The following is a 22,942-nucleotide window of genomic DNA, read 5'->3' as shown; positions in this document are numbered from 1 at the left end:
TTGATGAAGCCGTTTCCCCTTTTCACCGTTCGCCGAGCCCTGCTGATCAGCGCTGTGGCGCTGGCTGCAGGCTGCGCCCAGCAGCCAAGCAGCACGCCCAAGGAGCCTGTGCGTCTCATGACCTCGGGCGGCTTCACCGCAGCGCACAAGCTGCTGGCGCCTCAGTTCACGGCCCAGACCGGCCTGGCGGTGGAGTCGGCCTATGGCTCCTCCATGGGGGCCTCACCCACCTCCATTCCCAATCGCCTGAGCAAGGGCGAGAAGGCCGATGTGGTGATTCTGGCGCGCGGTGCGCTCGACGATCTGGCCGCCAAGGGCCTGGTGCGCAACGGCACCCAGATCGACCTGGTGCGCTCGGCCGTGGGCGTGGCCGTGAAGAAGGGTGCCCCCATCCCCGACATCAGCAGCGAGGACAAGCTGCGTCAGGTGCTGCTCAACGCCAAGAGCATTGCCTATTCGGCCAGCGCCAGCGGCACTTACTACGAAACCCAGATGCTCAAGAAACTCGGCATTCACGACCAGGTCATGCCCAAGAGCAGGAAGATCGTGACCGAGCGCGTGGGCACCATCGTGGCGCGAGGCGAGGCCGAAATCGGCCTGCAGCAGGTCAGCGAACTGCTGCCCATCGAGGGCATCAGCTATGTCGGCACCCTGCCCGATTCGGTGCAGCACTACACCATCTTCTCGGCCGGCACGGCCAGTACCTCAACCAACCCGCAGGGGCTGGAGCAACTGCTCAAGTACTACACCTCGCCAGCCGCCGCCAAAACGATTCGTGACACCGGCCTGGAGCCTGTCGCCAAGCCCCGCTGAGCGCCGCATGACCCCGAAAAAAAGCCCGCCAGGCAGACGCCTGCGGGCTTTTTTGCCACCTGGCAGCTCAGCGCTTGCTGCCCGCGCTGGCCTTCTGCACCAAGGCCACTGTCAGCCCCTGGGCGGTGACGGTGATGGCGCCAGGCTCCATGGCCAGCGCATCGACCAGGGCCAGATCCTGGTCCTGCAACTGATAGAGCACTACCTGACCCATGGCCTGCTCGGCCAATGCCGTGGCATAGGTTCCCAGCATATCGCTGAGCGCGGGCGACAGCCCGTCCATGCTGAGCTGGTTGACCTTGATCTGGTAGGCGCGCAAGGTGCGGTCGGTGGGCTCATAGCGCAGCGCGAAATCGACATTGAGCAGGCCGCTGTACTGCTCCTTGAGCACCTTGCCACTGAGCTCGGCCGGGATCACGGCGTTGAGCATATTGCGCTCGGGCAGCATGCTCAGCTGCGGCGCCTTCAGGTCCAGCTGCAGCAAACCCGCCACGGGAAACTGCCTGGGGAAACGCCTGGCCAGCATCTCCTGCAGCTTCTGCTGGCTCACGCTCACGCTGCTGGGCACGGACTTGCCCGAGCAGCCAGTGGCAGCCATTCCCAATCCCAACACTGTCACCGCCAACCATGCGCGCCGATTCATCACGACCACCGAACTCCGTAAAACCTGATTCAAAACCCATGCAAACACTTGATAAACCAACGCTGTCAGCTATGGTTTTTGATCAATCCATTGTCTCTGAGCCTGCTATTCCACAGAGTCTCGATGGGTGTTCGCAGTTCCCTATCTGATGCAATCTGCAGGTAAAAGACTGTTATCTAACGTCCGACGCCATCCAGGGTTGACTGTCAACGCTAGCGGCAGTGCATGCACAATGATTTGCATGACTGCAAATTCCCTTCCCGTCAGCCATGAGGCGCTGACCGCCGCCGCCCAGGACACCAGCCTGCCCGACCAAGTTCTGACCCAGTGGTTCGGCAGCCCCAGGCCTGGCAATGCCGATGCCCTCAAGCACAAGGCGCAGTGGTTCACCAAATCGGCGGCCTTCGATGAGGAGCTGCGCCAGCGCTTTGGCACTGCCGTGGAAGCCGCCCTGGGCGGTGCACTGCAGCACTGGGCAACCCAGGGTCCATGGCAGCAGCTGGCATTGGTGATCCTGCTGGACCAGTTCACGCGCAATATCCATCGCAACACTCCCAAGAGCTTTGCCGGTGACGCCCAGGCCCTGGCACTGGCGCTGCAGGCAATGGACGCCGGCAGCGACCAACAACTGCCCGAGGTGGCCCGCGTCTTTATGTATCTGCCGCTGGAGCACGCCGAAGACCCGGCCATGCAGCAACGCAGCGTGGCCGCCTTCGAGGCTTTGCTGCAGAGCGCCACGGACGCCGAGCTGCGCGAATATCTGGCCGGAACGCTGGACTACGCCCATCGCCATCAGGTGGTGATAGAGCGCTTTTGCCGCTTCCCTCACCGCAACAGCATTCTGGGCCGCGCCAGCACCGCCCAAGAGGCCGAGTACCTGGCCCAGCCCGGCTCAGGCTTCTAGGGCGATCACGAGCCGCGCGTAGCCTCGCGCAGCGCGGGTTCCTGGCGTGTCTGAGGCTGGCGCTCAGGCTTCTTGCTCGCTCCCAGGTCGCGGTGGCGCATGGCCCAGCGCTCCACCGTGTAGAACGACAGTGCCGACAGCGCGGTAGAGATCAGCAGGCCTGCGACCACGGTCACGGGCCAGGAGTAATCGGCACGCAGATAGCGCACCACCGGGTAATGCCAGAGGTAGATGCCATAGGACAGCTGGCCCAGCTTGATGAGCACCGGTGCCGTCAGCATTTCATAGACCAGTCCCGCGGGCTTTTGCACGGCCAACAGCACGACCAGGGCCGCGCATTCCACCACCGTGATGCCCCAGACCATGGCGTGCTGGTTGTCCCACTCCAGCTCCATGATCAGCGGCACGGCCAGCACAAACCACATGGTGTAGGCGCGCAGCGACTGCAGACGCTCTACCCATTGCGGGCGCTCCATCATCAGCGCCGCCAGCAAGGCGCCGGCCAGCAGACCCGAGGCCCGCGTGTCGAAGCGGAAAAAGATTTCGTAGAACTGCTGGCCCTGCACCACCCAGAAGATGCGCCACAGCGTACTCAGCAGCCACAGCGCCGCAAGCGGCGCCCAGACTCGGCCAGGCGTGGCCTTGCGCAGCAGCAGAACCAGCAGCGGCGGCCAGATCAGATAGAAATGCTCCTCCACCGACAGCGACCACATGTGCAGCAGCGTGTCCGGACTGTCGAAAAAGGCAATGCCGTAATCGGCCAGATAGAGAATGGAGACCAGGGCGTCCGAATAGATGTCCGTGAGATCGGGCCAGATAAAAGGCGCGAACACACAGTAGGCTCCAAGGAACAGTGCCAGCGCAGGCATGAGACGGAAGAAGCGGCGACGGTAAAAGCGCCAGTAATCGAGCTTGCCATGCTGCCGATACTCCATCAGCAGCAAGGAGGTGATCAAAAAACCGCTGAGCACGAAGAACAGATCGACGCCGAAGAAGGCGCCATCGAACATCGGGGCATGTGCATGCGAGAGCAGCACCAGCACAATGGCTATGCCTCTCAATCCATCGAGCGCTGGGTTGTAGCGCAGCTTGAACGCCGACTCCACCAAAACCGGACACCTTTCCTTTCGCCCAGGCACGGGCCGGGCTTGCAGACAAACAATCACAGCCATGCACAAGACATGGCTGAAGCAGTATTCAGAGTTTGAGCAAAGAGGCAGTAACAGCTCTTTGCAGCGACCCGGGGGTCACTGAGCGCATGAAAACGCGCTCGGGGGGCCGGAACCTGGCAGGCGATTTGTCTGCTTCAGCTCACTAAGGGTGAGACGGCAGATTGTTATGAATGCCCACAGCCAGACGGCTTGGCGTCTGTTGACAGGTGAACAGACCGGGCCAATTTGAACAGATTTTTTCCGCCGCCCCAAACCAGGGGCAGAGCTTGCCGGGCTCTGGCAGGGTCTTGGCAAGCCGTGTTAACAATTAAGAACAAAAACAGCATGCCGAGCTCCACCCATCGGCATCATCAGCTATCAAATTCGAAGCTTCAGGATGACTTGCGGCGCCCGCAGGCGGGTGCACTCTGGTGCACATCGCGCCACAGCAGCATCTCGGCCACGCGTTCGGACTTGTCGTCATCAAATCCCAGCTTCTGCGCGCGCTCGGCGGGGTTGGTCCAGGTTCCGAACAGCATGTCCCACAGCGGCAGACCGTAGTTCTGCGCATGGTGGCCATGCTGATGGTGCACGGTATGCATTTCCGGACGCTGCAGCACATAGCCGAGCCAGCGCGGCGTGCGCATGTCAGCATGGGTGAACAGATCGAAGGCCGCCGTCAGCCCCAGGGCCACGGCCGCCGCTGCCGGGCTGGCACCCAGCACCCAATAGCTGGAGATCACGCTCAGCAGCATGGCAGCGCAGGAGTCCAGCGGATGGGCGTAGAACGAGGTCAGCACCTCGATGCGACGCGCGCTGTGATGCAGCTGGTGAAACACGCGCCACAGCAGATCGGAGGCATGGGTGGCGCGATGCCACCAGTAAAAGACAAAGCTGGTGATGAAAAAGCTCAGCAGCCCCACCAGCAGCGGGTTCCAGCGTGCGCCCACATCCAGCAGCGCATGCTGGCGAATGCGCTCCTCCAGCAACCAGCCCAGCGCCAGCGTGCAGACCAGCGTCAGCGCGCCCAGGGCGCTGCTGTAGATCAGCCAGCGCCGGTCGCAGAGATTACGCGAGGCGGGCGCAATCACCTCGCGCGTGAAGACTGCCACGAACAGCAGCGCAATCAGCGGATAGACCAGGTACTCCAGCACGGCAATCATTCCCCTTGAGGTTTGCCATGCAGTCTATCGACTGACGCCGCTCCAGTGCTTTATTGGGGCAATACGAACTGCTCCAGCGGCGTGTCGTTGGGCGTGGCCAGCTGTTTCTTGAGCACCTCGCCCATGGGCAGGTTCAGGTTCACGTTCTTGGGCGCAATGGGCTGCATGAACCATTTGTTGTAGAGCTTGTGCAGCTCGCCCGAACGGATCATCTGCAAAATGGCGCCGTCCACGGCCTTCTTGATCTGCGGGTCGTCCTTGCTGAACTGGATGGCAATCGGCTCGGCACCAATCACCTCGCCCACAATCTTGTAGCCCTTGGGATTCTTGCTCTGGCCGATCACGCCGGCCAGCATGTTGTCGTCCAGCACAAAGGCATCGACGCGACCCGACTCCAGCATCAGAAAGCTCTCGAACTGATCCTTGCTCATCAGCGTCTTGAAGTTCAGCTCGTTGTCGCTGGCGTACTTGCGCAGAATCTGCACCGCCGTCGTGCCCGTGATGGCGCCCACATTGCGCCCCTGCAGCTGCTTGAACGAGGTGATGCCCGAGTCGACACGCACGGCCATGCGCACCTCGCTGACATAGGTGGTCAAACCAAACGCCACCTGCTTCTGGCGCGTGAGGTTGTTGGTCATGCTGGCGCAATTGAAATCGGCCGTGCCGTTATTGATCAGCGGCATGGTGTTCTGCGGCGTCAGCACCATGTATTTGAGCTGGGCCCGAGGTGCAATCGCATGCACCACGCGCTCGCAGAGGTCCATGTGATAGCCGACGAACTTCTCGTTGGCACCGATCGCGTAGGACATGGGAACTGCTGCCTCCCGCACCCCCAGCACCACGGTGCCGCCGGCCTGCCAGCGCTGCAACGTGGGCGATGCGGACAGATCCACGGCCGTGTCGATACCAGAGCCGATATTGGAACTCGCCGCCTCAGTCTTGCCCGCAGCCATGGCCGAGCCCGCGCATACCAGCGCTGCTGCCAGACCAACCCATTTCAAGGACATGCCCATCACCCACTCCCAAAAACAAAAGCGCCGAGACCTCTGGTCATCGGCGCTTATCACCCACCCGATCCGGCACACACCTCATGCACTCATGAGGCCCTGGACCGATTGTCCGTGTTCGCTTATTGCTTTGAGTGGAATGCTTATGCCTGCACGGCGCTTCATGCGTCGCGTTTGGCGGGGGCTGCCCCCATCAGTTCACGCAGGCGCTGGTGGGCGCTACTGGCCTCATCGACCGGCTGCTGGTGCTTGGCCTGTAGATAGCGTTCGGTGAACACGCCCAGATAGCTCTCCAGCACGCGGCCGGCCTGCACATCGCCGGCATCGCCCACCAGCTCCAGGCACAGGGCCGCCACCTCGCTGGTGCAGAAATGATCGTCGCGCTTGGATCTGCGCAATTGATAGCGAGAGATCAGATCCGGGTGCAGACTGAGCACGGGGAAGCCATCGAGATACGGGCTTTTGCGAAACATCTTGCGCGCCTCCGACCAGGTCGCGTCCAGCAGTATGAACAGCGGGCGCCTGCCGGGCTGCAGCGCACGGCTGTCGCCGCCGTCCAGCGTCTCCAGCACACGCTCGGCAGGCTCCGCATATTCGCCGGGAAACACCACATAGGGCTGCCACTGCGGATCGGCCAGCAAGGCCTCCAGCTGCGGATCCAGCTCGGTACGCGACCAGCCGAAGGCATGGGTGTCCTTCACCACATCGGCGATCAGCCAGCCGGTGTTGCTGGGCTTGAGCGGCTCGGCATCATGCATCAGCAGGCAGAAGGCCGCGCGCGTGGCCAGCTCGGGGCGCAGTGCGCACATGCAGTGGGAGGGGCGCAAGCGGCAGCCCTCGCAGCGCTCGCCCTTGGGGCCGCCGCGCGCCAGAAACGGACGCGTGCTGCGCGCCAGCCGCGCCTGGCGCAAGCGCGAGACGGCATGCGGAGACAGCGTGGAGGCAAGAGTTTTCTGCGGAGTCAGAGCGGCAGGGGACAAAGGCGTGGAAGCGGGCAAGACGGACACCAGCAGGTTCGGACAGATGCCCGGATTGTCCCGCCTTTGCCAAATCCAGTGCTGATGCTGCAGGAGCGCCGCTTAGTCGCAGTCGCCCTGCTCGAAGGTCGGACCACGACCGAAGCTGAACACCGTGGGCCTGGCATTCCTGAGTCCGGTGGAAATCACGCTCCTGAAACGATCCGGCTCGCAGTTGAAGCGCGTGTCCAGCACATAGTCCTCGGACTCTGCCTTGACCATGGCATCGCGCCAGGCGGCCGTCGCATCCAGCACCTTGCCGTCCACCATGGGGGCCTGCACCGAGTAATTGATGAAGTTGGTCAGGCGCGAACCCTTGGCCTCCAGATAGACCACGGGGTCGGCGGCATTGCCGCACAACGTCAGGCAGTCGGCGTAGTAACGGCTATCCAGCAAAGGCTCGAAGCCGCCAAAGGTCAGATCGCCGAGCTTGATGTCGGGCTGGCCCTCGGACACATTCAGCACGCTCTTGAGCGAGAGATTGCAGCTGGGCGCGATATCGATCTCGACAGACTCGATCACCTTGTCGGCCTCGTCACTGACCAGAGTGATATCGCAGCCGTCGGTGCGGAACTGGTGGCGATGGAATTCCGAGCGCATGGCCGGGCCGGCAATCTTTTCCACATAGGCCAGATTCATGCCTATGGTTTCGGTGCTGAACAACTGATCGATCACACGCCTGGCCTGGGCTGCAGGCTGTGCAGGCGCGGGGGCCAGTGCAACGGTCGGGGCCTGTGCCGAGGGCGCAGTGGCTTCGGTCTTGGAGTCCGAGCAGGCCAGAAGCAGGGCAGCGCCAGCCATGGCAGCGGTCCAGACTCCGCAGCGTTTGATCCAGCGATGAGGCATCTGCATATCCTTGTGAGTTCGCAAGCCCCGCAATATAGGTGCAGGCCCCGAAATCACCAAGAACAAGAGGCTTCAGCCCCCAACGCACTCCAGTTCGAACAGCGGCATATCGGCCTGACGACTCAGCCATACGCCGCCGCCCAGCTCCTTGAAGTGAGGCTGCAGGCCGCGGCGGTACAGCTCGGCGCGGTGGCGATACAGGCGCGGATCGGTCAGTTCCTCGTCGATGATGTCGCGCTCGTAATCCTCGCGTGCCACGGCCTCGATGTAGAGAGCGCCGCGCGACAGCCGGCCCAGATTGGCCAGCGCCTTTTTCAGGTCAGTCGGACTCAGATAGGGCAGCACGCCCTGGCAGATCACCAGATCGAAAGGCTGGCCGTCTTTGGGCTGCCAATCCACCACCGAGCCCTGCTCCCAGCCATAGCGCTCGCAGAGATAGGGACTGAACTCCACGCCCTGATACTGCACGCCCGGAAAGTGCTTTTGCACCGCCTCGCGCCACAGACCTATGCCGCAGCCCACATCAAGCACCCGCTGCACGGGCACGCGCAGATACGCAAGATACGAGCAGACAAACGCACCCAGCCGCCGCGCGTGCTCGGGATCGATCACGCTGGTCTTTTTGTCAAAGTAAAAGCGCTGGTAATACGCCTCGTCAAACCACTCGTTGCTTGCTGATTGCACGCAGCCTCCTTCAAAAAACAAACGGCGCCCGAAGACGCCGAAACTTCAAAAACCGACGCTGACTCAGGAAAGAGACAGCCAGCAAGGGCCTGGGCGGCCCCGCCGGGGCAAGGCGCGCAGCGCCTCAGGGGGTTAAATTCTGCCAACCACGGACCAGCCCTTGCGCTGGTCCTGCTTGTTGTTCTCGTAGTCCCACACCGTGCCGCAGCGCTCGCAGACATAGCGGGTCACCGTCGCCGTGCTCGAGCCGCGCTCCTCCTTGCGGTTGCCGCGCTGCATCAGTTCGGCATGGCCGGGGGCTTTGCGCCAGTTGCGCTGAATGCCGGCACAGGCGTCGCACAGATGGTCTTCGGCAGGAGTGGTGGTGTTGGTCATGAAAAAATTACTGAATGTGGTGCAGGCCCCGGACGTCCGCCCGCGCTGCAAAGCAGCCATTGTGCCGCCTGCCCCGGTTTTGCACCGGCAGCGGGCACAGCATCACCGCTTGCAGGTCGGGCATGACCGCGTTCCATGTTGCCACTCGGGGCTCAAGGCCTTGCCCGGAAAGCACAGACAGCTCCTATTTTTGATTCCCACCCCTGAAGACAAAAAAGGCCGCTTGCGCGGCCCTGGTTCAGTCAGCCTGGATCAGGCCTTCGCGGGGCGATAGGCCAGACAGATCTTGTTGCCGTCGGGGTCGCGCAGATAGGCCAGATACATGGAATCGCCACGCCAGCCCGGCGCATCCTCGATCGAGACGCCGCCCGCTGCCAGGCCCGCCGCATGGGCCGCGTTCACCTGGTCGGTGGACTGGGCCAGAAAGCCCGTGGTCGCGCCATTGCCAGAGCTTGCCGTTTCGCCGTTGATGGGCGTGGAGATGGCAAACACGCCCGTGGGGCTGCGGTAGAAGAAGCGGTTCTTGTTGGCAACGCCGGGCGCGATGCCCAGCTGACCCAGCAATGCGTCGTAAAAGCGCTTGCTGGACTCCAGATCATTTACACCCAGCATGATGTGGCTAAACATGGTTGTCTCCTGGAAAAGCCCTGTTTCGGGCGAAGATGGGAAATCAGCAAGCCATCGTAACGGGAGCTTGCCGCCCTCTTCTGTCACCCATATTCAGCCCACCATGCTGCCAGACCATTTCACCCCGGTTCCCCTGGACAAGTCCTACCGCCTGCTCAATCACGGCCCCACGGTCATCGTCTCGGCCCAGCATGCGGGCGAGCGCAATGCCATGAGCGCGGCCTGGGCCTGCGCGCTCGACTTCGCGCCGCCCAAGATCAGCGTGGTGCTCGACAAGGCCACGCGCACGCGCGCCCTGGTCGAGGGCAGCGGCCTCTTCGCCCTGCAGCTACCCACCGTGCCACAGGCCGCCCTGACGGTGGGCATCGGTACGGACAGCGCCGCGACCGAACCCCACAAGCTCGTCAAACATGGCGTGCAGCTATTCGACGCACCGGGCTTGGCTGTACCGCTGGTGGCAGGCTGCGCCGCCTGGCTGGTCTGCAAGCTGATCCCCGAGCCGCACAACCAGCAAAGCTATGACCTGTTCATCGCCGAAGTCGTCGCCGCCTGGGCCGACGAGCGCGTGTTCCGCAATGGACACTGGGAGTTCGGCTCCGCGCCTGCCGAGCTGCGCACCCTGCACTATGTGGCGGGCGGGCAGTTCTTCGCGATTGGCGAATCGGTGCTCGTGAAATAGAAGCTCTTATGGTCGCATCGCTTATTTATCAAGCGCCGGCAGCTATCAAAATAATGCGCACTTTGCCGTGACGGCCACTGACATCCTCAGGTGCCCCAGCCCGCAGCACCTGCGCACCCGGGTCTTTGTAACCGCCTTGATTTAGACTGCATCACTGACTGACATATCAAACAACCCATGACTGCAGGTGCCGTACCTCCGCACAGGGCAACGATCTCTGCTATCAATCACCTTGAAGTGACAGGCAATGGCGCAAGAGTTTTTTGATCCCGTGCTGTTCATCAAAGAAGATGCGCCGACGTCGGTCGATCTGTCGCAGACACCGTTTTTCTGCAATATCCACGGGTTCCCGCACTATTGCGCGGAGCCGCCCACAGGCTTGACGCTGCTTGAGCCTGTCGCCAGTGACCCCAAGGTCGCCATCGGCAACGCATACCGCGTCCTTTCTGCGACCACCACCCGCCCCGACCCCAAGTACGGCAATCAGACCCGGCTGGAGTTCCAGGCCGATAAGGTCGAGTACGAAGCCCTTGCCGCCACGCATCAAACTGCAGCGGCGTTCGGCATGACGCTGATAGCACCGGGCCAGGGAGTTCGCATCACCAGCCCCCAGCCGCATCTTTCGCTGGTCGACTATGAGTACGGCATGTTTGCCGGGCACCGCTCGCCCTATGAGGGCACCGGCTACCGTCTGCTGGGCAAGGTCTGTACCGACCTCGAGCATCACGATTTCCCGCATGTCTTCACCTCCATCGACCCGCACCTGCCGCTGGTGATTTCGGTGGGAAAGTACTGGCCTGAGCAGCAGAAAATCTGTCTCGCCGACCTCTGGCTGCCGCGTGGCATGGCCTTGTATGTGCCTCCCCGACCCAATCTTCCCGGACAGACTTGCCTGGATCTGCACGGCAACCGCAATTCGGCCCTGGCCTGCTGGCGCGGGATAGAGCGATCCAGCGTCAAAACCCAGACCCTGCTGCAGACCGAAGGCGGCTATTTCTACTGGTTCTGGAACGAGCTGCCCACCACCCACCCTCTTCTCGATCTGACAGGAGCGTCCCATGCTTGAAGCCCGCCCCCGCCTGCGCACCCTTGAACCCGACACGGACAACGGCCTCTACCAGACGCTGCTGGAATCCACCCTGGCGATTCCGTTCAAGATTGACTGGACCACGAAGAAATACAGCTATATCGGCCCGCAGATCGCTGATCTGCTGGGCTGGAGCCCCGAGAGCTGGGAGACCGTGAACGACTGGGCCGAACGCATCCACCCCGACGAGCGCGAGCAAACCGTCTCGCGCTGCGTGGAGCTGTGCCTGGCGGGTGTGGATCACGAGGCCGAGTACCGGGCGCTGACCAGCGACAACCGCTTTGTCTGGGTCAAGGAAGTGGTGCATGTGCTCTGCGACGAACAGGGCCAGCCCACAGCGCTGATCGGCTTCACCTTCGACATCACCGAGCAGAAAAAATCCGAGCATTTGCGCGCCGAGCTGGAAGCCCAGAAGCTCTCCAACGCGCGCCTGCAGGAGCGCCTGCGCCTGACCCACGACCTGCACGACGGCCTGGGCGGCGAGCTGGTCCATATGATTGCTTCCGTCGAGCAGGGCAGCGAAGCCATGACCCGGCCCCAGGTGCTGTCCATGCTCAAGCTCATCCGCAACGATCTGCGCCAAAGCATAGACAGCAACGCCTCGGCCCAGGTGCGCGTGCCAGCCACTCCACAGGAATGGCTGGCCCCCTTGCGCCGCCGCTTCAACGATCTGTTCGAGGCCCTGGGTGTGCGCTGCGACTGGCAGTTTCCGCAAAGCTGGAGCCAGCCGCCCAACGCGCTGCAATACCTGGCTCTGACCCGGCTGATCGAAGAAGCTCTGACCAATGTCATCAAACACAGCCAGGCCCGCCATGTGCGCCTGTCCCTGGTGCAGCCACAGGCAGAGGAGCTGCTGCTGGAGATCGAGGATGACGGCGTAGGCTTTGATGTGCAGGCCGTGGATGCATCGGGTCTGGGCGTTGGCATGCGCTCCATGGCGGTGCGCATTGCGCGGGTCGGCGGACTGCTGGGGATTGAATCGTCGCCGGGGAGGACGGCTTTGACGGCGAGGGTGGTGTTGGGTTCTGAGGATTGAGTTTTTGGGCTGTAGCGCTGGCCTAGCTTTCGGCTATAGCTATTCTTTTAGCACCTTACTTGGTTTGAGTTCTGAGGCCGGGTCTCGCCCCGGCAGGCGAGTTACCTTTCTTGCTCGCACAAGAAACGTAACCCAAAGAATGCGCCCCGACTGTCTGCGTCCCTGCGCTTCGCTACGGGCAAACCTGCGTCACGCCATTCGGTCTGCGGTGCGGCAAAACTCGCTTTGCGCTACGCGCGCCGCTCAAACAGGTTGCCGCAAATTTGTTCACGATGCTTTGGCACTCTGCGGTGCCAATGCCCGCAGCCCGAACCGCGTGCCGCAGGCGCAGACACACGGGTGGGAGCAGGCAGCCAGCAAGAGTTGTGGCGAAATTGGCTTCTATCTCAATCACAAATTGCGGTTGCAGCTATCAAATCTGATGGAAGCTATCTTTCGGTATCTCGCCCCTTGTGCCCACGCCTGCAACGGCGGCCTCTTGAGGCTGGCGTCTGCACCGCAGAGTGCAGACGCATCGTGCTCTAACTTGCGGCAACGTGTCTGAGCGGAGTGCTGCAAGCGCGCAGCGAGTTTTGCCGCACAGCCACAAGAGGTTGACGGCGCAGGTCGCCCCGTAGCGCAGCGAAGGGGTCGTGGGCAGCAGGGGCGGGCTCTTTGCCTACTTTCTTGCGAAGAAAGTAGGTCGGCTAGCGGGCCGAGACCCGCCTTCTGCCAAAAAATCAGGCATGCCGCCGAATAAACCAGACCAAGAGCCTAATCTGTCTCTAACCCAATAAGAGCAAGCGTGGAAAGCTATCAAAACAAGAAGGGCATGTGACCCAACAAGAACCACATACCCAATCAGCCTCAAGCCCAGGCACACAAAGCCCCATCAGCTATCAATATTCGAGGCAGATCTTGCCGAAATGCCTGCCCGCTGCCTGATGCTCAAAGGCCGCCACCATCTGCTCCAGCGGATAGCGGCTGTCGATCACGGGCTTCCAGCCGAAGTTTTCCAGCGCGCGCACCATGTCCTGCTGCTGCTCGCGGCTGCCGACGATCAGGCCCTTGAGGGTTTGCTGCTTACGCATCATCTCCACCGTGGGCACGGCACCCGCAAAGCCGGTCAGCACGCCGATCAGCGCGATATGGCCGCCCACGGCGCAGGCGCGAATGGACTGGGGCAAGGTGCCGGGGCCGCCGACCTCGACCACGATGTCGGCACCGCGACCGCCGGTGGCGGCCAGCACGGCGTCGCCCCATTCGGGCTGGTCCTTGTAATTGATCACCAGATCGGCCCCCAATGCCTTGAGCTGCTCGGCCTTGGCCGCGCTGGAGGTGGTGGCGATGACGGTGGCGCCCATGCTCTTGGCCATCTGCAGTGCAAAGATGGAGACGCCGCCCGTGCCCAGCACCAGCACGGTGTCGCCGGCCTTGAGATGGCCGTCCACCACCAGCGCGCGCCAGGCCGTGAGGCCGGCCGTGGTCAGCGTGGCGGCCTCGGCATGGCTCCAGCCCTCGGGGGCATGGGTAAAGCTGGTGGCGGGCAGGTTCACGAATTCGCGTGCAAAGCCGTCCACGCCGTCGCCGGGCACGAGCTGGAAGTCGGAGGGCACATGGCGGCCCGACAGCCATTGCGGAAAGAAGGTGGAGACGACGGCATCGTCCACGGAAAATTCCGTCACGCCAGCGCCCACGGCCGTGACCAGGCCTGCGCCGTCGGCCATGGGGATGCGGCCGTCGGCCGCCGCGCCGGGACGGCGCACCACGCCCAGGTCGTGGTAGTTGAGCGAGCTGGCGTGAATGCGCACCTGGATCTCGCCCGCAGCAGGCGCCGCAGGTGCGGGCAGCTCGACAAGCTTCAGGTTTTCGAAACCGCCGGGCGCGGCCAGTTGCATGACTTTCATGGAGTGCTCCTCAAGAGGTGAAACAGATGCTTTGCATGGTGCCGTCAATGCGCATCCACCACCAGTACCAACATATTTGTTGGGTAGTATTAAAAATGTAAGTAATGCATGGGCGCTGGCTGGCGCTACGATGCTTGCAGTCCGGAACTGCAGCGAGGTGATCATGAAACGATTGAACAGCAAGAGCGGCTGCGCCGTGGAGGTGACGCTGTCGGTGATGGGCGGCACCTGGAAGCCCGTCATCCTGTTCCATCTGCTGCCCGGCAAAAAGCGCTTTGGCGAGCTGGGCCGTGCCATCCCCGGCATTACCCAGCGCATGCTGACGCTGCAGTTGCGCGAGCTGGAAGAGGCCGGCATTGTCGAGCGCACGGTGTATGCCGAAGTGCCGCCGCGTGTGGACTATGCGCTGACCGAGCTGGGCCGCAGCCTGCAGCCGGTGCTGATCGCCATGCGCAACTGGGGCATCGCCTACAGCAAGAACTTTGCTCAGGCCGAGCCCATGCATGACGCAGATCAGAGCAGCGCAAGCTGCCTGCCAGACTTGAAGCAAAAACAGGCTTGAGCACTTACCCATCAAACGTCAGCAGCTATCAATTCCAATAAATCAACAGCAAAAAGCCCGCAGGCTGCAAAAGCTTGCGGGCTTTGTTCTAAAACTGCATGGCTTACTTGCCTGCGGTCAGCGTGGTGTAGCTGTTGATCAGGTTGCGATAGTCGGGGATATGGTTGGAGAACAGCGTCCCCAAGCCCTCGATATCGTTGCGCCAGTCGCGGTGCAGCTCGCAGGCCGCGCCGAACCAGGTCATGAGCTGGGCGCCGGCCTGCTCCATGCGGCTCCAGGCAGCCTGCTGGGTCATGCTGTTGAAGGTGCCCGAGGCATCGGCAATGACGAACACCTCGAAACCTTCAGCCAGGGCCGACAACACAGGGAAGGCCACGCAGACCTCGGTCACCACGCCGGCGACGATGAGCTGCTTCTTGCCCGTGGCCTTGACGGCCTTGACGAAGTCCTCGTTGTCCCAGGCATTGATCTGGCCGGGGCGGGCGATATAGGGGGCAGTGGGGAATTTTTCCTTGAGTTCGGGCACCAGCGGGCCATTGGGGCCGGTCTCGAAGCTGGTGGTCAAAATCGTGGGCAACTTGAAGTATTCGGCCATATCGGCCAGAGCCAGCACATTGTTCTTGAACTTGTCGGGGTCGATATCGCGCACCAGGGACAGCAGACCGGTCTGGTGGTCCACCAGCAGCACGGCGGCATTGTCCTTGTCGAGGCGGATATAGGGCTTGTTGCTCATGACGATCTCCTTCAGAGGTAGTGGAGGGGTGAGGAAAATCAAACGCGCTGGGAATCCAGCACTTCGTGGTTCTGTACCACTTCCTGCGCCTTGGCGTAGCTTTCGATCAGCAGCTGGTAGTTGGGGAAGATGCCGGTATAGGCCTGTGCCCATTCGGCCGCGTCTTCGCGGTTCCAGGTCTTTTGCAGCTCCGAGGCCACGGCCGCGGTGTCTATGGGCACCACACCGGCCTGCAGCATGCGGGCCAGAGTGATTTCCTCGGCCATCTTGGAGTAGGTGCCCGACGCATCGATGACAGCAAACACCTGGTAACCATCGGCCACGGCAGCGATGGAGGGAAAGGCCATGCAGACGCTGGTGATGGTGCCGGCGATGATGAGCTGCTTCTTGCCCGTGGCCTTGACGGCCTTGACAAAGTCTTCGTTGTCCCAGGCATTGATCTCGCCCTTGCGCGCCACGTAGGTGGCGTGAGGTGCGTTCTGGTGGATTTCGGGAATCAGCGGACCGTTGGGGCCCTGAGGCACGGAGGCCGTGGTGATCACGGGAATCTTGGCCAGCGAAGCGATCTTGGCCAGCGTGCTGGCCAGACGGCGCAGCGTGGTGAACGGCATGTCCTGCACGGTCTGGAACAGGCCGCTCTGGTGGTCGATCAGCAGCATGGCCACGTTGTCCGGATCGATCACGGGCTTGGCGCCGTTGAAATTGGCGGGGATGGCTGCGGTCTGGATGCTCATGGAAGTCTCCTTGGAGTTGGGAACGAAGGGGGGTTTCGCTCCCCGGCCGCGTCGCTGCAGGGCCGGGGATACGGTGGCACTGAGGGCTCAGTGGTTCGGCACGACCGTGGGCGCATGGCGCTCGGCTGCCGGAATGCGGCCGAACTGGCCGCGGCGGAAGTCCTCCAGCGCCTGCTGGATTTCCTCGTCGCTGTTCATGACGAAGGGGCCGTAGCCGACCACGGGCTCGTCAATCGGTTCGCCTGACAGCCACAGCAGCGTGACGTCGCTGTTGGCTTCCAGATGCACGCTGTCCGCAGCGCGATCCATATGCACCAGCTGTCCGGCGCGGGCAATCTCCTGTCCGTTGACCAGCAGCGTGCCGTGCAGCACCACCAGCGCCAGCGTGCGGCCGGCCCGGGCCTGCAGCTCGGTGGCTGCTCCGGCGCTCAGCCTCACATCCCAGACATCGATAGGCGTGAAGGTCTTCGCCGGGCCGCGATAGGCGGTCCCCTTGCTGCCAAGGTAGTCACCGGCAATGACACGCAGATGACCCGCACCGCCCGGCAGTGCGACCTGCGGGATGTCGGCATTCAACAGGGTCTGGTAGCCGGGGGCGGACATCTTGTCCCTGGCCGGCAGGTTGACCCACAGCTGCACCATCTCCAGCGGGCCGCCGCTCTTGGCAAAGGCTTCGGAGTGGTACTCCTCGTGCAGGATGCCCGAGGCCGCCGTCATCCACTGCACGTCGCCGGGGCCGATGGTGCCACCGGCACCGGTGGAGTCGCGGTGGGCCACTTCACCCTCGTAGACGATGGTCACGGTCTCGAAGCCGCGGTGCGGATGCGTGCCCACGCCGCGCCGTGCCGTGGTGGGCGTGAAGTTCTGAGGGCCTGCATGATCCAGCAGCAGAAAGGGGCTCAGGGCCTTGCCGTGGTCGCCATAGCTGAACAGCGAGCGCACGGGAAAGCCATCGCCCACCCAGTGGGGACGGGGAGCTTCGTAGACACCCAGGATTTTCTTGAGCATGACATTTCTCCTTGCGGCTGGCCTGCGGTCCCTGTGGATGTCGCAGGCGTTGAACATGGAGAAAGTATGAATTTGGAACGATGACTTGAGTAGTCCACAATATTCAGTCTCAGAGTTCTATTTTTAAAACGATGAAACTGCCCGATCTCAACGAGCTCTACTACTTCGCCCAGGTGGTGGAGCACGGCGGATTCGCACCCGCAGGCCGCGCACTGGGCCTGCCCAAGTCCAAGCTCAGCCGCCGCGTGGCCCTGCTCGAAGAGCGCCTGGGCGCGCAGTTGCTGCTGCGTTCCACGCGCAGCTTTGCCGTGACCGAGGTGGGCAAGCGCTACTACCAGCACTGCCGCGCCATGCTGACCGAGGCAGAGGCTGCCGAAGAGTCCGTGGCGCTGGTGCATTCCGAGCCCTGCGGCAAGGTGCGCATGAGCTGCCCCGTGGCCTTGCTGGCCTCGCGCGTGGGGCGCATGCTGGGCGAATTCATGCGCCAGTACCCGCGTGTGGAGCTGCAGGTGGACGAGACCAACCGGCGCGTGGACGTGATTGGCGAGGGGTTGGATCTGGCCCTGCGCGTGCGCCCGCCGCCGCTGCAGGACAGCGACCTGGTGCTGCGCACGCTGGCCGAGCGCCGGCAATGCCTGGTGGCCGCCCCCGAGCTGCTGCAGCGACTGGGTCAGCCCGGCGGACCCATGGATCTGTCGGCCTGGCCCAGCCTGGATATGGGCGGCCTGCAGGAAACCCACCGCTGGGTGCTGCACGGACCCGAGGCCGTGCGCGCCGAGGTCAGGCACCAGCCGCGGCTGGTGACGCAGTCCATGCTGGCCCTGCGCGATGCGGCTCTGCTGGGCGCCGGGGTGGTCCAGCTGCCCAGCATGTTCGTGCGCGAAGACCTGCGCAGCGGCACGCTGGTGCAGGTGCTGCCGGGCTGGGAACCGCGCCCCGAAATCATCCACGCCGTCTACGCCTCGCGTCGCGGTCAGCTGCCCGCCGTACGCGCGCTGCTCGACCATCTGGCCCAGTCCTTCAAGACCTTGTCGGAAGACTGAACACCAAAACCGCCTCCAGCACTTACTGGGTAATCGCCGTCAGCTATCGAAACGATAACTGCAGCATCAGCCCAGAGCAGCCTGGATCTCGTCCGCCAGCTTCTCGGGCTTGTCCTGGGGCGCGTAGCGGCGTATCACCTGCCCGTCACGGCCCACGAGGAATTTGGTGAAATTCCATTTGATGGACTTGGTGCCCAGCACGCCTGGCGCTTCGGAGGTGAGCCAGCGGTACAGCGGATGCGCACCGTCGCCGTTGACCTCGATCTTGTGCATGAGCGGGAAGCTGACGCCGAAGTTCAGCTCGCAAAAGCTCGCGATCTCGTCATCCGAGCCTTTCTCCTGCGCTCCGAACTGGTTGCAGGGAAAGCCCAGCACCACCAGGCCCCGGTCCGCATACTGTTCGTGCAGTGCCTGCAGTCCCTTGTACTGGGGCGTGAAGCCGCAGGCACTGGCGGTATTCACGATCAGCAATACCTTGCCCTGATACTGCGACAGAGGAGTGCTGCGCCCCTGGATATCGGTGGCCTCAAAGTCATAAACACTGTTTGCCATGCTGCTCTCCCGCCAAAGTGAAGCCCCAAGCTTAAGGCAGTCGGCAAAACATCTCACCATTGGAAACAAGCCCGCGCAGCCACGCCACGGAGACAATACCGGGGCTGCGACCATAGAAAAAACTATCCCCGCAAGCAGAGCGCCTGTTTTTTGGGCATTCTTCGCAGTCTTGCCTTCTTGCGGCCCTTGGCGGGCTGCCTTGCAACGTGCGTTTGTCCTTGAACGAATTGAAAGAAAAATGGGTAGCTCAGGCCACAGCTTTGTGGATGCGCGCTCGCGCCAGCACTCTGGGCCAGCGCATTGCAGCCCTGCCCTGGTGGCGTCGCTGGCCGACGCAGCGTGAATGGCTGTGGTTTGCCGCGGCCTTGCCGGTGCTGTTTGTCGTCTATGTGCTGCTGCTGATTCCGTTCACGCCCAGCATCAGCGACATCCGCAAGGCCAAGCTCGAGCAGCCGGCGCAGATCCTGAGCGCCGACGGCAAGCTGATCGGCGAGTTCAAGCGCAGCAACCGCCAGTGGGTGCCGCTGGAGCAGATTTCGCCCGCCGTGGTCAAGGCCCTCGTGGCCACCGAAGACCATCGTTTCTACGAGCACCACGGCATGGACTTCACGCGCACCGTGGGGTCGGTCATCCACACCCTTGGCGGCAATCCCCAGGGCGGCTCCACCATCACCCAGCAGCTGGCGCGCAATCTCTACCCCACGGAAATCGGCCGCGCCCGCAATGTGAACCGCAAGCTCAAGGAGGCGATCACGGCCTTCAAGATCGAAGCGCTCTACACCAAGGACGAGATTCTCGAGACCTATCTGAACACCGTGCCCTTTCTCTACAACGCCTATGGCATAGAGATGGCTGCGCGCACCTATTTCGACAAACCGGCCGCCAGGCTCACGGTGCTGGAAAGCGCCACGCTGGTGGGCATGCTCAAGGGCAATGCCTATTACAACCCGGTGATCAACCCCGACCGCGCGATTGCCCGGCGCAACACCGTGCTGAGCCAGATGGTCAAGCGCGGCGAGCTCAAGGACGATGAGTTCGAGCGCCTCAGGAAACGCCCCATGCGTCTGGACTTCGAGCGCCAGGAGGAGCCCACGGGCATGGCGCCGCATTTTTCCCAGCAATTGCGCAAATGGCTGATCGCCTGGGCCGACAAACACGACTACAACATCTATACGGACGGCCTGATCGTCCGCACCACGCTGGACTCGCGCCTGCAGAACTGGGCGCAGCAAGCCGTGAACCGCCAGATGCAAACGCTGCAGGGCATTGCCAACAACAACTGGGGCCACCGGGACGGCTGGAGCGCCGAGAACGCGCTGGTACTGCAGCTGGTGCGCGAGACGGAGGCCTTTCGCAGGCTTGCCAGAAGCGGCAGGCCTTCCGATATCAGCGAAGAAGAGGCGCTCAAGAAGCTGCTGGCCGACAAGACCTTCATGAGGCAGCTGCGCGAGGACAAGACCCGCGTGCAGGCCGGCTTTCTGGCCATAGACCCGCGTACCTCGGCCGTGCTGGCCTGGGTGGGCAGCCGCGACTACGCACAGGATGCGTTCGACCATGTGGCCCAGGCGCGCCGTCAGCCCGGCTCCACCTTCAAGCCCTTTGTCTATGGCGCAGCTCTGCAGCGTGGCGCCAGGCCCGAGGACACACGCAAGGACGAAGCCGTGGAAATCCAGCTGCCCGGCGGCGAGGTATGGCGTCCCAGCGACGCCGTCGAGCCCACGGGTGTGCCCATGAAGCTCGCCGATGCGCTGGCCTATTCCAAGAACACCATCACGGCCGAGCTGGGCCAGGAAGTGGGCATGGACCGCGTCATCAAGCTGGCCCGCGGCCTGGGCGTGCGCCAGAGCCCGCTGGAGCCCGTGCCTTCGCTGGCCCTGGGCTCCAGCCCCGTCACGCTGCTGGAGATGGTCAACGCCTACGGCAGCATTGCCAACTCCGGCCGCTACATTCCGCCCCAGTTGGTCACCCGTATCGAGAATGCCGACGGCGAGCTGCTGGCCGAATTCGCCCCGCCCAAGCCCGATCAGGTCTGGGACGAGGAAGAGAACTACGGTCTGCTGGAGATGATGCGCGCCGTGATCGACAAGGGCACGGGCCGCGCGATTCGCAAGCAATACGGCATTCGCGCAGATGTGGCCGGCAAGACCGGCACCACCCAGGGCAATGCCGACGGCTGGTTCATCCTCATGCACCCGCAGATCGTGGCAGGTGCCTGGGCCGGCTTCAACGATGCGCGCATCACGCTCAAAAGCGACCAATGGGGCCAGGGTTCGCGCAGCGCCCTGCCCATGGTGGGTGACTTCATGTCGCGCGCCATGCGCAGCCCGCTACTCAATGCCAAGGCCCGGTTCACCGAGCCCAACACCAGCCACTGGTGGAGCGATCTGGTAGGCCGTCTGCGCGACAAGGTTCAGGAATGGAGCGGGCCCGCAGATGAGGGCAACGACCCTGATCGCACAGCGCCGACAACTCCCGCCCATCCAGCACCCAACAGAAGCAATGGCAGCGAGGTCGACATCATCGAAAGCACGCCCGCCGCACCGCCCTCGACCGGCGGCCAGCCGGCGCCAGCCGACAGCAACGCCCAGCCGCCTGACCTCGACAGCAGCCCCGGGCTGGTACCCGGCGAGATGATGCCGGCACCGGCCAGACCCCCCGCGCCTTCAAGCTGGAGCGATATAGGCACACCACTGCCGCCTGCCGCGCCACTGAATGCGCCGCAGGACAGCCAGTAACGCGGTTTTCAGCCACATGCCCCACTGGGCTGTCGAATAACTGGTCCAATTGCAGACCGATACCCGCCAGCAGGTCTCCCACCAGGAGGCCGCTGGCGGATTTGTTTTCGCCGGGCATGTAACCCACATGCCGATGGCGCTGCGCCGATCCGGAGCCGACATGACCGCCAATACGCCAACCATCGTCACCTTTGCCATCTACCTGCTGGGCATGCTGCTCATAGGCTGGGCGGGATACAAAGCCACGTCCAACCTGTCCGACTACATTCTGGGCGGGCGCAGTCTGGGCTCGGTGGTCACGGCCCTGTCCGCCGGAGCCTCGGACATGAGCGGCTGGCTGCTCATGGGCCTGCCCGGCGCGGTATTTGCCACCGGCCTGTCGGCCTCGTGGATTGCCATCGGCCTGTGCGTCGGTGCCTGGCTCAACTGGCGCTTTGTGGCGGCACGCCTGCGCGTCTATACCGAGAAGGTGGGCAATGCGCTGACCCTGCCCGACTACTTCACCAACCGCTTCGAGGATGGCAGCAGCCTGCTTCGCATCGTCACGGCGCTGGTGATTCTGGTGTTCTTCACCGTCTACTGTGCCTCCGGCGTGGTCGCGGGCGCCCGACTGTTCGAGTCCATGTTCGGCATGGACTACCAGACAGCCCTGTGGGTGGGTGCCGTGGCCACCATGGCCTATGTGTTCATCGGCGGCTTTCTGGCCGTGAGCTGGACCGACACCATCCAGGCCTCGCTGATGATCACCGCACTGATCCTCGCGCCGCTGATGGTCATCTATGCCGACGGCGGCGTGGGCGCCAGCGCGGCCATCATCGAAACTGCGCGCAGCGGTGCCTTCGACATGTTCCAGGGCCAGGGAGCGATCGCCATCGTCTCCCTGCTGGCCTGGGGTCTGGGCTACTTCGGCCAGCCTCACATTCTGGTGCGCTTCATGGCGGCCGAGTCGATCAAGACCATTCCCAACGCGCGCCGCATCGGCATGAGCTGGATGATGCTGTGCCTGGGAGGCGCCGTGGCCGTGGGCTTCTTCGGCATTGCCTTCTTTGCCAGCCGCCCCGATATTGCGACAAACGTCAACGGCAACCATGAACTCGTGTTCCTGGAAGTCGCCAAGCTGCTGTTCAACCCCTGGATCAGCGGTGTGCTGCTGGCCGCCGTGCTGGCGGCCGTGATGAGTACCCTGTCCTGCCAATTGCTGGTCTGCTCCAGCGCCCTCACGCAGGATATCTACAAGACCTTTTTGCACAGGAACGCCAGCCAGAAGCAGCTGGTCTGGTTCGGCCGTGCCATGGTGTTCGCGATTGCCGTGATCGCCATCCTGATTGCGCAGGACCCCCAGGCCAAGGTGCTGGGCATGGTCAGCAATGCCTGGGCCGGCTTCGGCGCCGCCTTCGGCCCGCTGGTGCTGATCTCGCTGCTCTGGGCCCGCATGACACGCAACGGCGCGCTGGCCGGCATGGTCGTGGGCGCGGTCACGGTTCTGGTCTGGCAGCATTACCAGTGGTTCAAGCTCTATGAGATCGTTCCCGGATTTGCGTTGTCTGCTATCGCAATCATAGTTGTCAGCCTGCTGGACCAAGCTCCTTCTGCCACGATCACGGCCAAGCACCGCGAGGTGGAGGCTGAAATCGCTGCCCACGGCGAATAAGCACTTT

23 protein-coding genes are annotated in these 22,942 nt (G+C 63.0%); 9 read left to right on the top strand and 14 right to left on the bottom strand.

Going from position 1 to position 22,942, the window contains the following annotated elements; genetic code table 11:
• The first annotated feature begins 3 nt into the window (after positions 1-3).
• On the top strand, positions 4-813 hold the full coding sequence (locus EIC84_RS20090; RefSeq protein ID WP_003066994.1) for a substrate-binding domain-containing protein: 810 nt from the start codon (positions 4-6) through the stop codon (positions 811-813).
• 67 nt (positions 814-880) lie between these two features.
• On the opposite strand, the gene EIC84_RS20085 is transcribed toward EIC84_RS20090, so the two are convergent.
• The gene (locus EIC84_RS20085) at positions 881-1,411 is read right to left on the bottom strand and encodes a hypothetical protein (protein WP_003066992.1); all 531 of its coding nucleotides are present in this window, start codon (positions 1,409-1,411) and stop codon (positions 881-883) included.
• A 277-nt stretch (positions 1,412-1,688) separates the two neighbouring features.
• On the opposite strand from EIC84_RS20085, the gene EIC84_RS20080 reads away from it, so the two are divergent.
• Entirely contained in the window at positions 1,689-2,360 is a 672-nt protein-coding gene (locus EIC84_RS20080; RefSeq protein ID WP_192810455.1) for a DUF924 family protein, read from the top strand.
• A 5-nt stretch (positions 2,361-2,365) separates the two neighbouring features.
• Here EIC84_RS20080 and EIC84_RS20075 read toward each other — a convergent pair whose 3' ends face one another.
• From EIC84_RS20075 to EIC84_RS20040, 8 genes are all read right to left on the bottom strand, one after another.
• Positions 2,366-3,469: an acyltransferase gene (locus EIC84_RS20075; RefSeq protein WP_003066989.1), complete on the bottom strand. Its 1,104-nt coding sequence runs from the start codon at positions 3,467-3,469 to the stop codon at positions 2,366-2,368.
• A gap of 434 nt (positions 3,470-3,903) precedes the next feature.
• Positions 3,904-4,674: a sterol desaturase family protein gene (locus tag EIC84_RS20070; protein WP_003066987.1), complete on the bottom strand. Its 771-nt coding sequence runs from the start codon at positions 4,672-4,674 to the stop codon at positions 3,904-3,906.
• Between the two features lie 50 nt (positions 4,675-4,724).
• Complete coding sequence (locus EIC84_RS20065; protein ID WP_003066985.1) at positions 4,725-5,687, bottom strand: transporter substrate-binding domain-containing protein; 963 nt, start codon at positions 5,685-5,687, stop codon at positions 4,725-4,727.
• Between the two features lie 155 nt (positions 5,688-5,842).
• Positions 5,843-6,679: a tRNA-uridine aminocarboxypropyltransferase gene (locus EIC84_RS20060; protein WP_003066984.1), complete on the bottom strand. Its 837-nt coding sequence runs from the start codon at positions 6,677-6,679 to the stop codon at positions 5,843-5,845.
• A gap of 81 nt (positions 6,680-6,760) precedes the next feature.
• Complete coding sequence (locus tag EIC84_RS20055; RefSeq protein WP_003066982.1) at positions 6,761-7,543, bottom strand: hypothetical protein; 783 nt, start codon at positions 7,541-7,543, stop codon at positions 6,761-6,763.
• 72 nt (positions 7,544-7,615) lie between these two features.
• A complete protein-coding gene (locus EIC84_RS20050) occupies positions 7,616-8,227 on the bottom strand; it encodes a class I SAM-dependent methyltransferase (protein WP_034362399.1) in 612 nt (203 codons plus the stop codon).
• A 132-nt stretch (positions 8,228-8,359) separates the two neighbouring features.
• Entirely contained in the window at positions 8,360-8,602 is a 243-nt protein-coding gene (locus EIC84_RS20045; protein WP_003066979.1) for a hypothetical protein, read from the bottom strand.
• 252 nt (positions 8,603-8,854) lie between these two features.
• Entirely contained in the window at positions 8,855-9,229 is a 375-nt protein-coding gene (locus EIC84_RS20040; protein WP_003060301.1) for a VOC family protein, read from the bottom strand.
• A gap of 103 nt (positions 9,230-9,332) precedes the next feature.
• On the opposite strand from EIC84_RS20040, the gene EIC84_RS20035 reads away from it, so the two are divergent.
• The 3 genes from EIC84_RS20035 (at position 9,333) to EIC84_RS20025 (ending at position 12,031) form a co-directional block, all read left to right on the top strand.
• Positions 9,333-9,908 (top strand): flavin reductase family protein, encoded by a 576-nt coding sequence (locus EIC84_RS20035; protein WP_003066975.1) that lies wholly within the window; start codon positions 9,333-9,335, stop codon positions 9,906-9,908.
• Between the two features lie 247 nt (positions 9,909-10,155).
• Positions 10,156-10,974: a hypothetical protein gene (locus EIC84_RS20030; RefSeq protein WP_003066973.1), complete on the top strand. Its 819-nt coding sequence runs from the start codon at positions 10,156-10,158 to the stop codon at positions 10,972-10,974.
• Entirely contained in the window at positions 10,967-12,031 is a 1,065-nt protein-coding gene (locus tag EIC84_RS20025) for a PAS domain-containing protein (RefSeq protein WP_003066972.1), read from the top strand. The genes EIC84_RS20030 and EIC84_RS20025 overlap by 8 nt, the downstream gene beginning before the upstream one ends.
• A gap of 878 nt (positions 12,032-12,909) precedes the next feature.
• Here EIC84_RS20025 and EIC84_RS20020 read toward each other — a convergent pair.
• Entirely contained in the window at positions 12,910-13,917 is a 1,008-nt protein-coding gene (locus EIC84_RS20020; RefSeq protein ID WP_003066970.1) for an NAD(P)-dependent alcohol dehydrogenase, read from the bottom strand.
• A 163-nt stretch (positions 13,918-14,080) separates the two neighbouring features.
• On the opposite strand from EIC84_RS20020, the gene EIC84_RS20015 reads away from it, so the two are divergent.
• Positions 14,081-14,479, top strand: coding sequence for a helix-turn-helix domain-containing protein (locus EIC84_RS20015; protein WP_034362398.1), 399 nt, complete (start codon positions 14,081-14,083; stop codon positions 14,477-14,479).
• Between the two features lie 103 nt (positions 14,480-14,582).
• On the opposite strand, the gene ycaC is transcribed toward EIC84_RS20015, so the two are convergent.
• From ycaC to EIC84_RS20000, 3 genes are all read right to left on the bottom strand, one after another.
• The gene (gene ycaC, locus EIC84_RS20010) at positions 14,583-15,212 is read right to left on the bottom strand and encodes an isochorismate family cysteine hydrolase YcaC (protein WP_003066966.1); all 630 of its coding nucleotides are present in this window, start codon (positions 15,210-15,212) and stop codon (positions 14,583-14,585) included.
• Between the two features lie 38 nt (positions 15,213-15,250).
• Positions 15,251-15,946 carry an isochorismatase family protein gene (locus tag EIC84_RS20005; protein WP_003066964.1) on the bottom strand — a complete coding sequence of 232 codons (696 nt, stop codon included), beginning with the start codon at positions 15,944-15,946 and terminating at the stop codon, positions 15,251-15,253.
• Between the two features lie 87 nt (positions 15,947-16,033).
• Complete coding sequence (locus EIC84_RS20000; RefSeq protein WP_003066962.1) at positions 16,034-16,954, bottom strand: pirin family protein; 921 nt, start codon at positions 16,952-16,954, stop codon at positions 16,034-16,036.
• Between the two features lie 131 nt (positions 16,955-17,085).
• Here EIC84_RS20000 and EIC84_RS19995 point away from each other — a divergent pair, with 131 nt between their 5' ends.
• On the top strand, positions 17,086-17,997 hold the full coding sequence (locus EIC84_RS19995) for a LysR family transcriptional regulator (RefSeq protein ID WP_003066960.1): 912 nt from the start codon (positions 17,086-17,088) through the stop codon (positions 17,995-17,997).
• A 66-nt stretch (positions 17,998-18,063) separates the two neighbouring features.
• Here EIC84_RS19995 and EIC84_RS19990 read toward each other — a convergent pair whose 3' ends face one another.
• A complete protein-coding gene (locus tag EIC84_RS19990) occupies positions 18,064-18,549 on the bottom strand; it encodes a glutathione peroxidase (protein ID WP_003066958.1) in 486 nt (161 codons plus the stop codon).
• A gap of 266 nt (positions 18,550-18,815) precedes the next feature.
• Here EIC84_RS19990 and EIC84_RS19985 point away from each other — a divergent pair, with 266 nt between their 5' ends.
• A complete protein-coding gene (locus EIC84_RS19985; RefSeq protein ID WP_003066956.1) occupies positions 18,816-21,284 on the top strand; it encodes a penicillin-binding protein 1A in 2,469 nt (822 codons plus the stop codon).
• Positions 21,285-21,444: 160 nt separating this feature from the next.
• On the top strand, positions 21,445-22,935 hold the full coding sequence (putP, locus tag EIC84_RS19980) for a sodium/proline symporter PutP (protein ID WP_034362391.1): 1,491 nt from the start codon (positions 21,445-21,447) through the stop codon (positions 22,933-22,935).
• Positions 22,936-22,942 lie beyond the last annotated feature (7 nt).

The sequence above is a fragment of the Comamonas sp. A23 genome (assembly GCF_004522605.1).
Lineage (GTDB): Bacteria > Pseudomonadota > Gammaproteobacteria > Burkholderiales > Burkholderiaceae_C > Comamonas > Comamonas thiooxydans.
The sequence above is the reverse complement of the archived record's forward strand: the minus strand, read 5'-3'. Positions and strand labels throughout refer to the sequence as shown.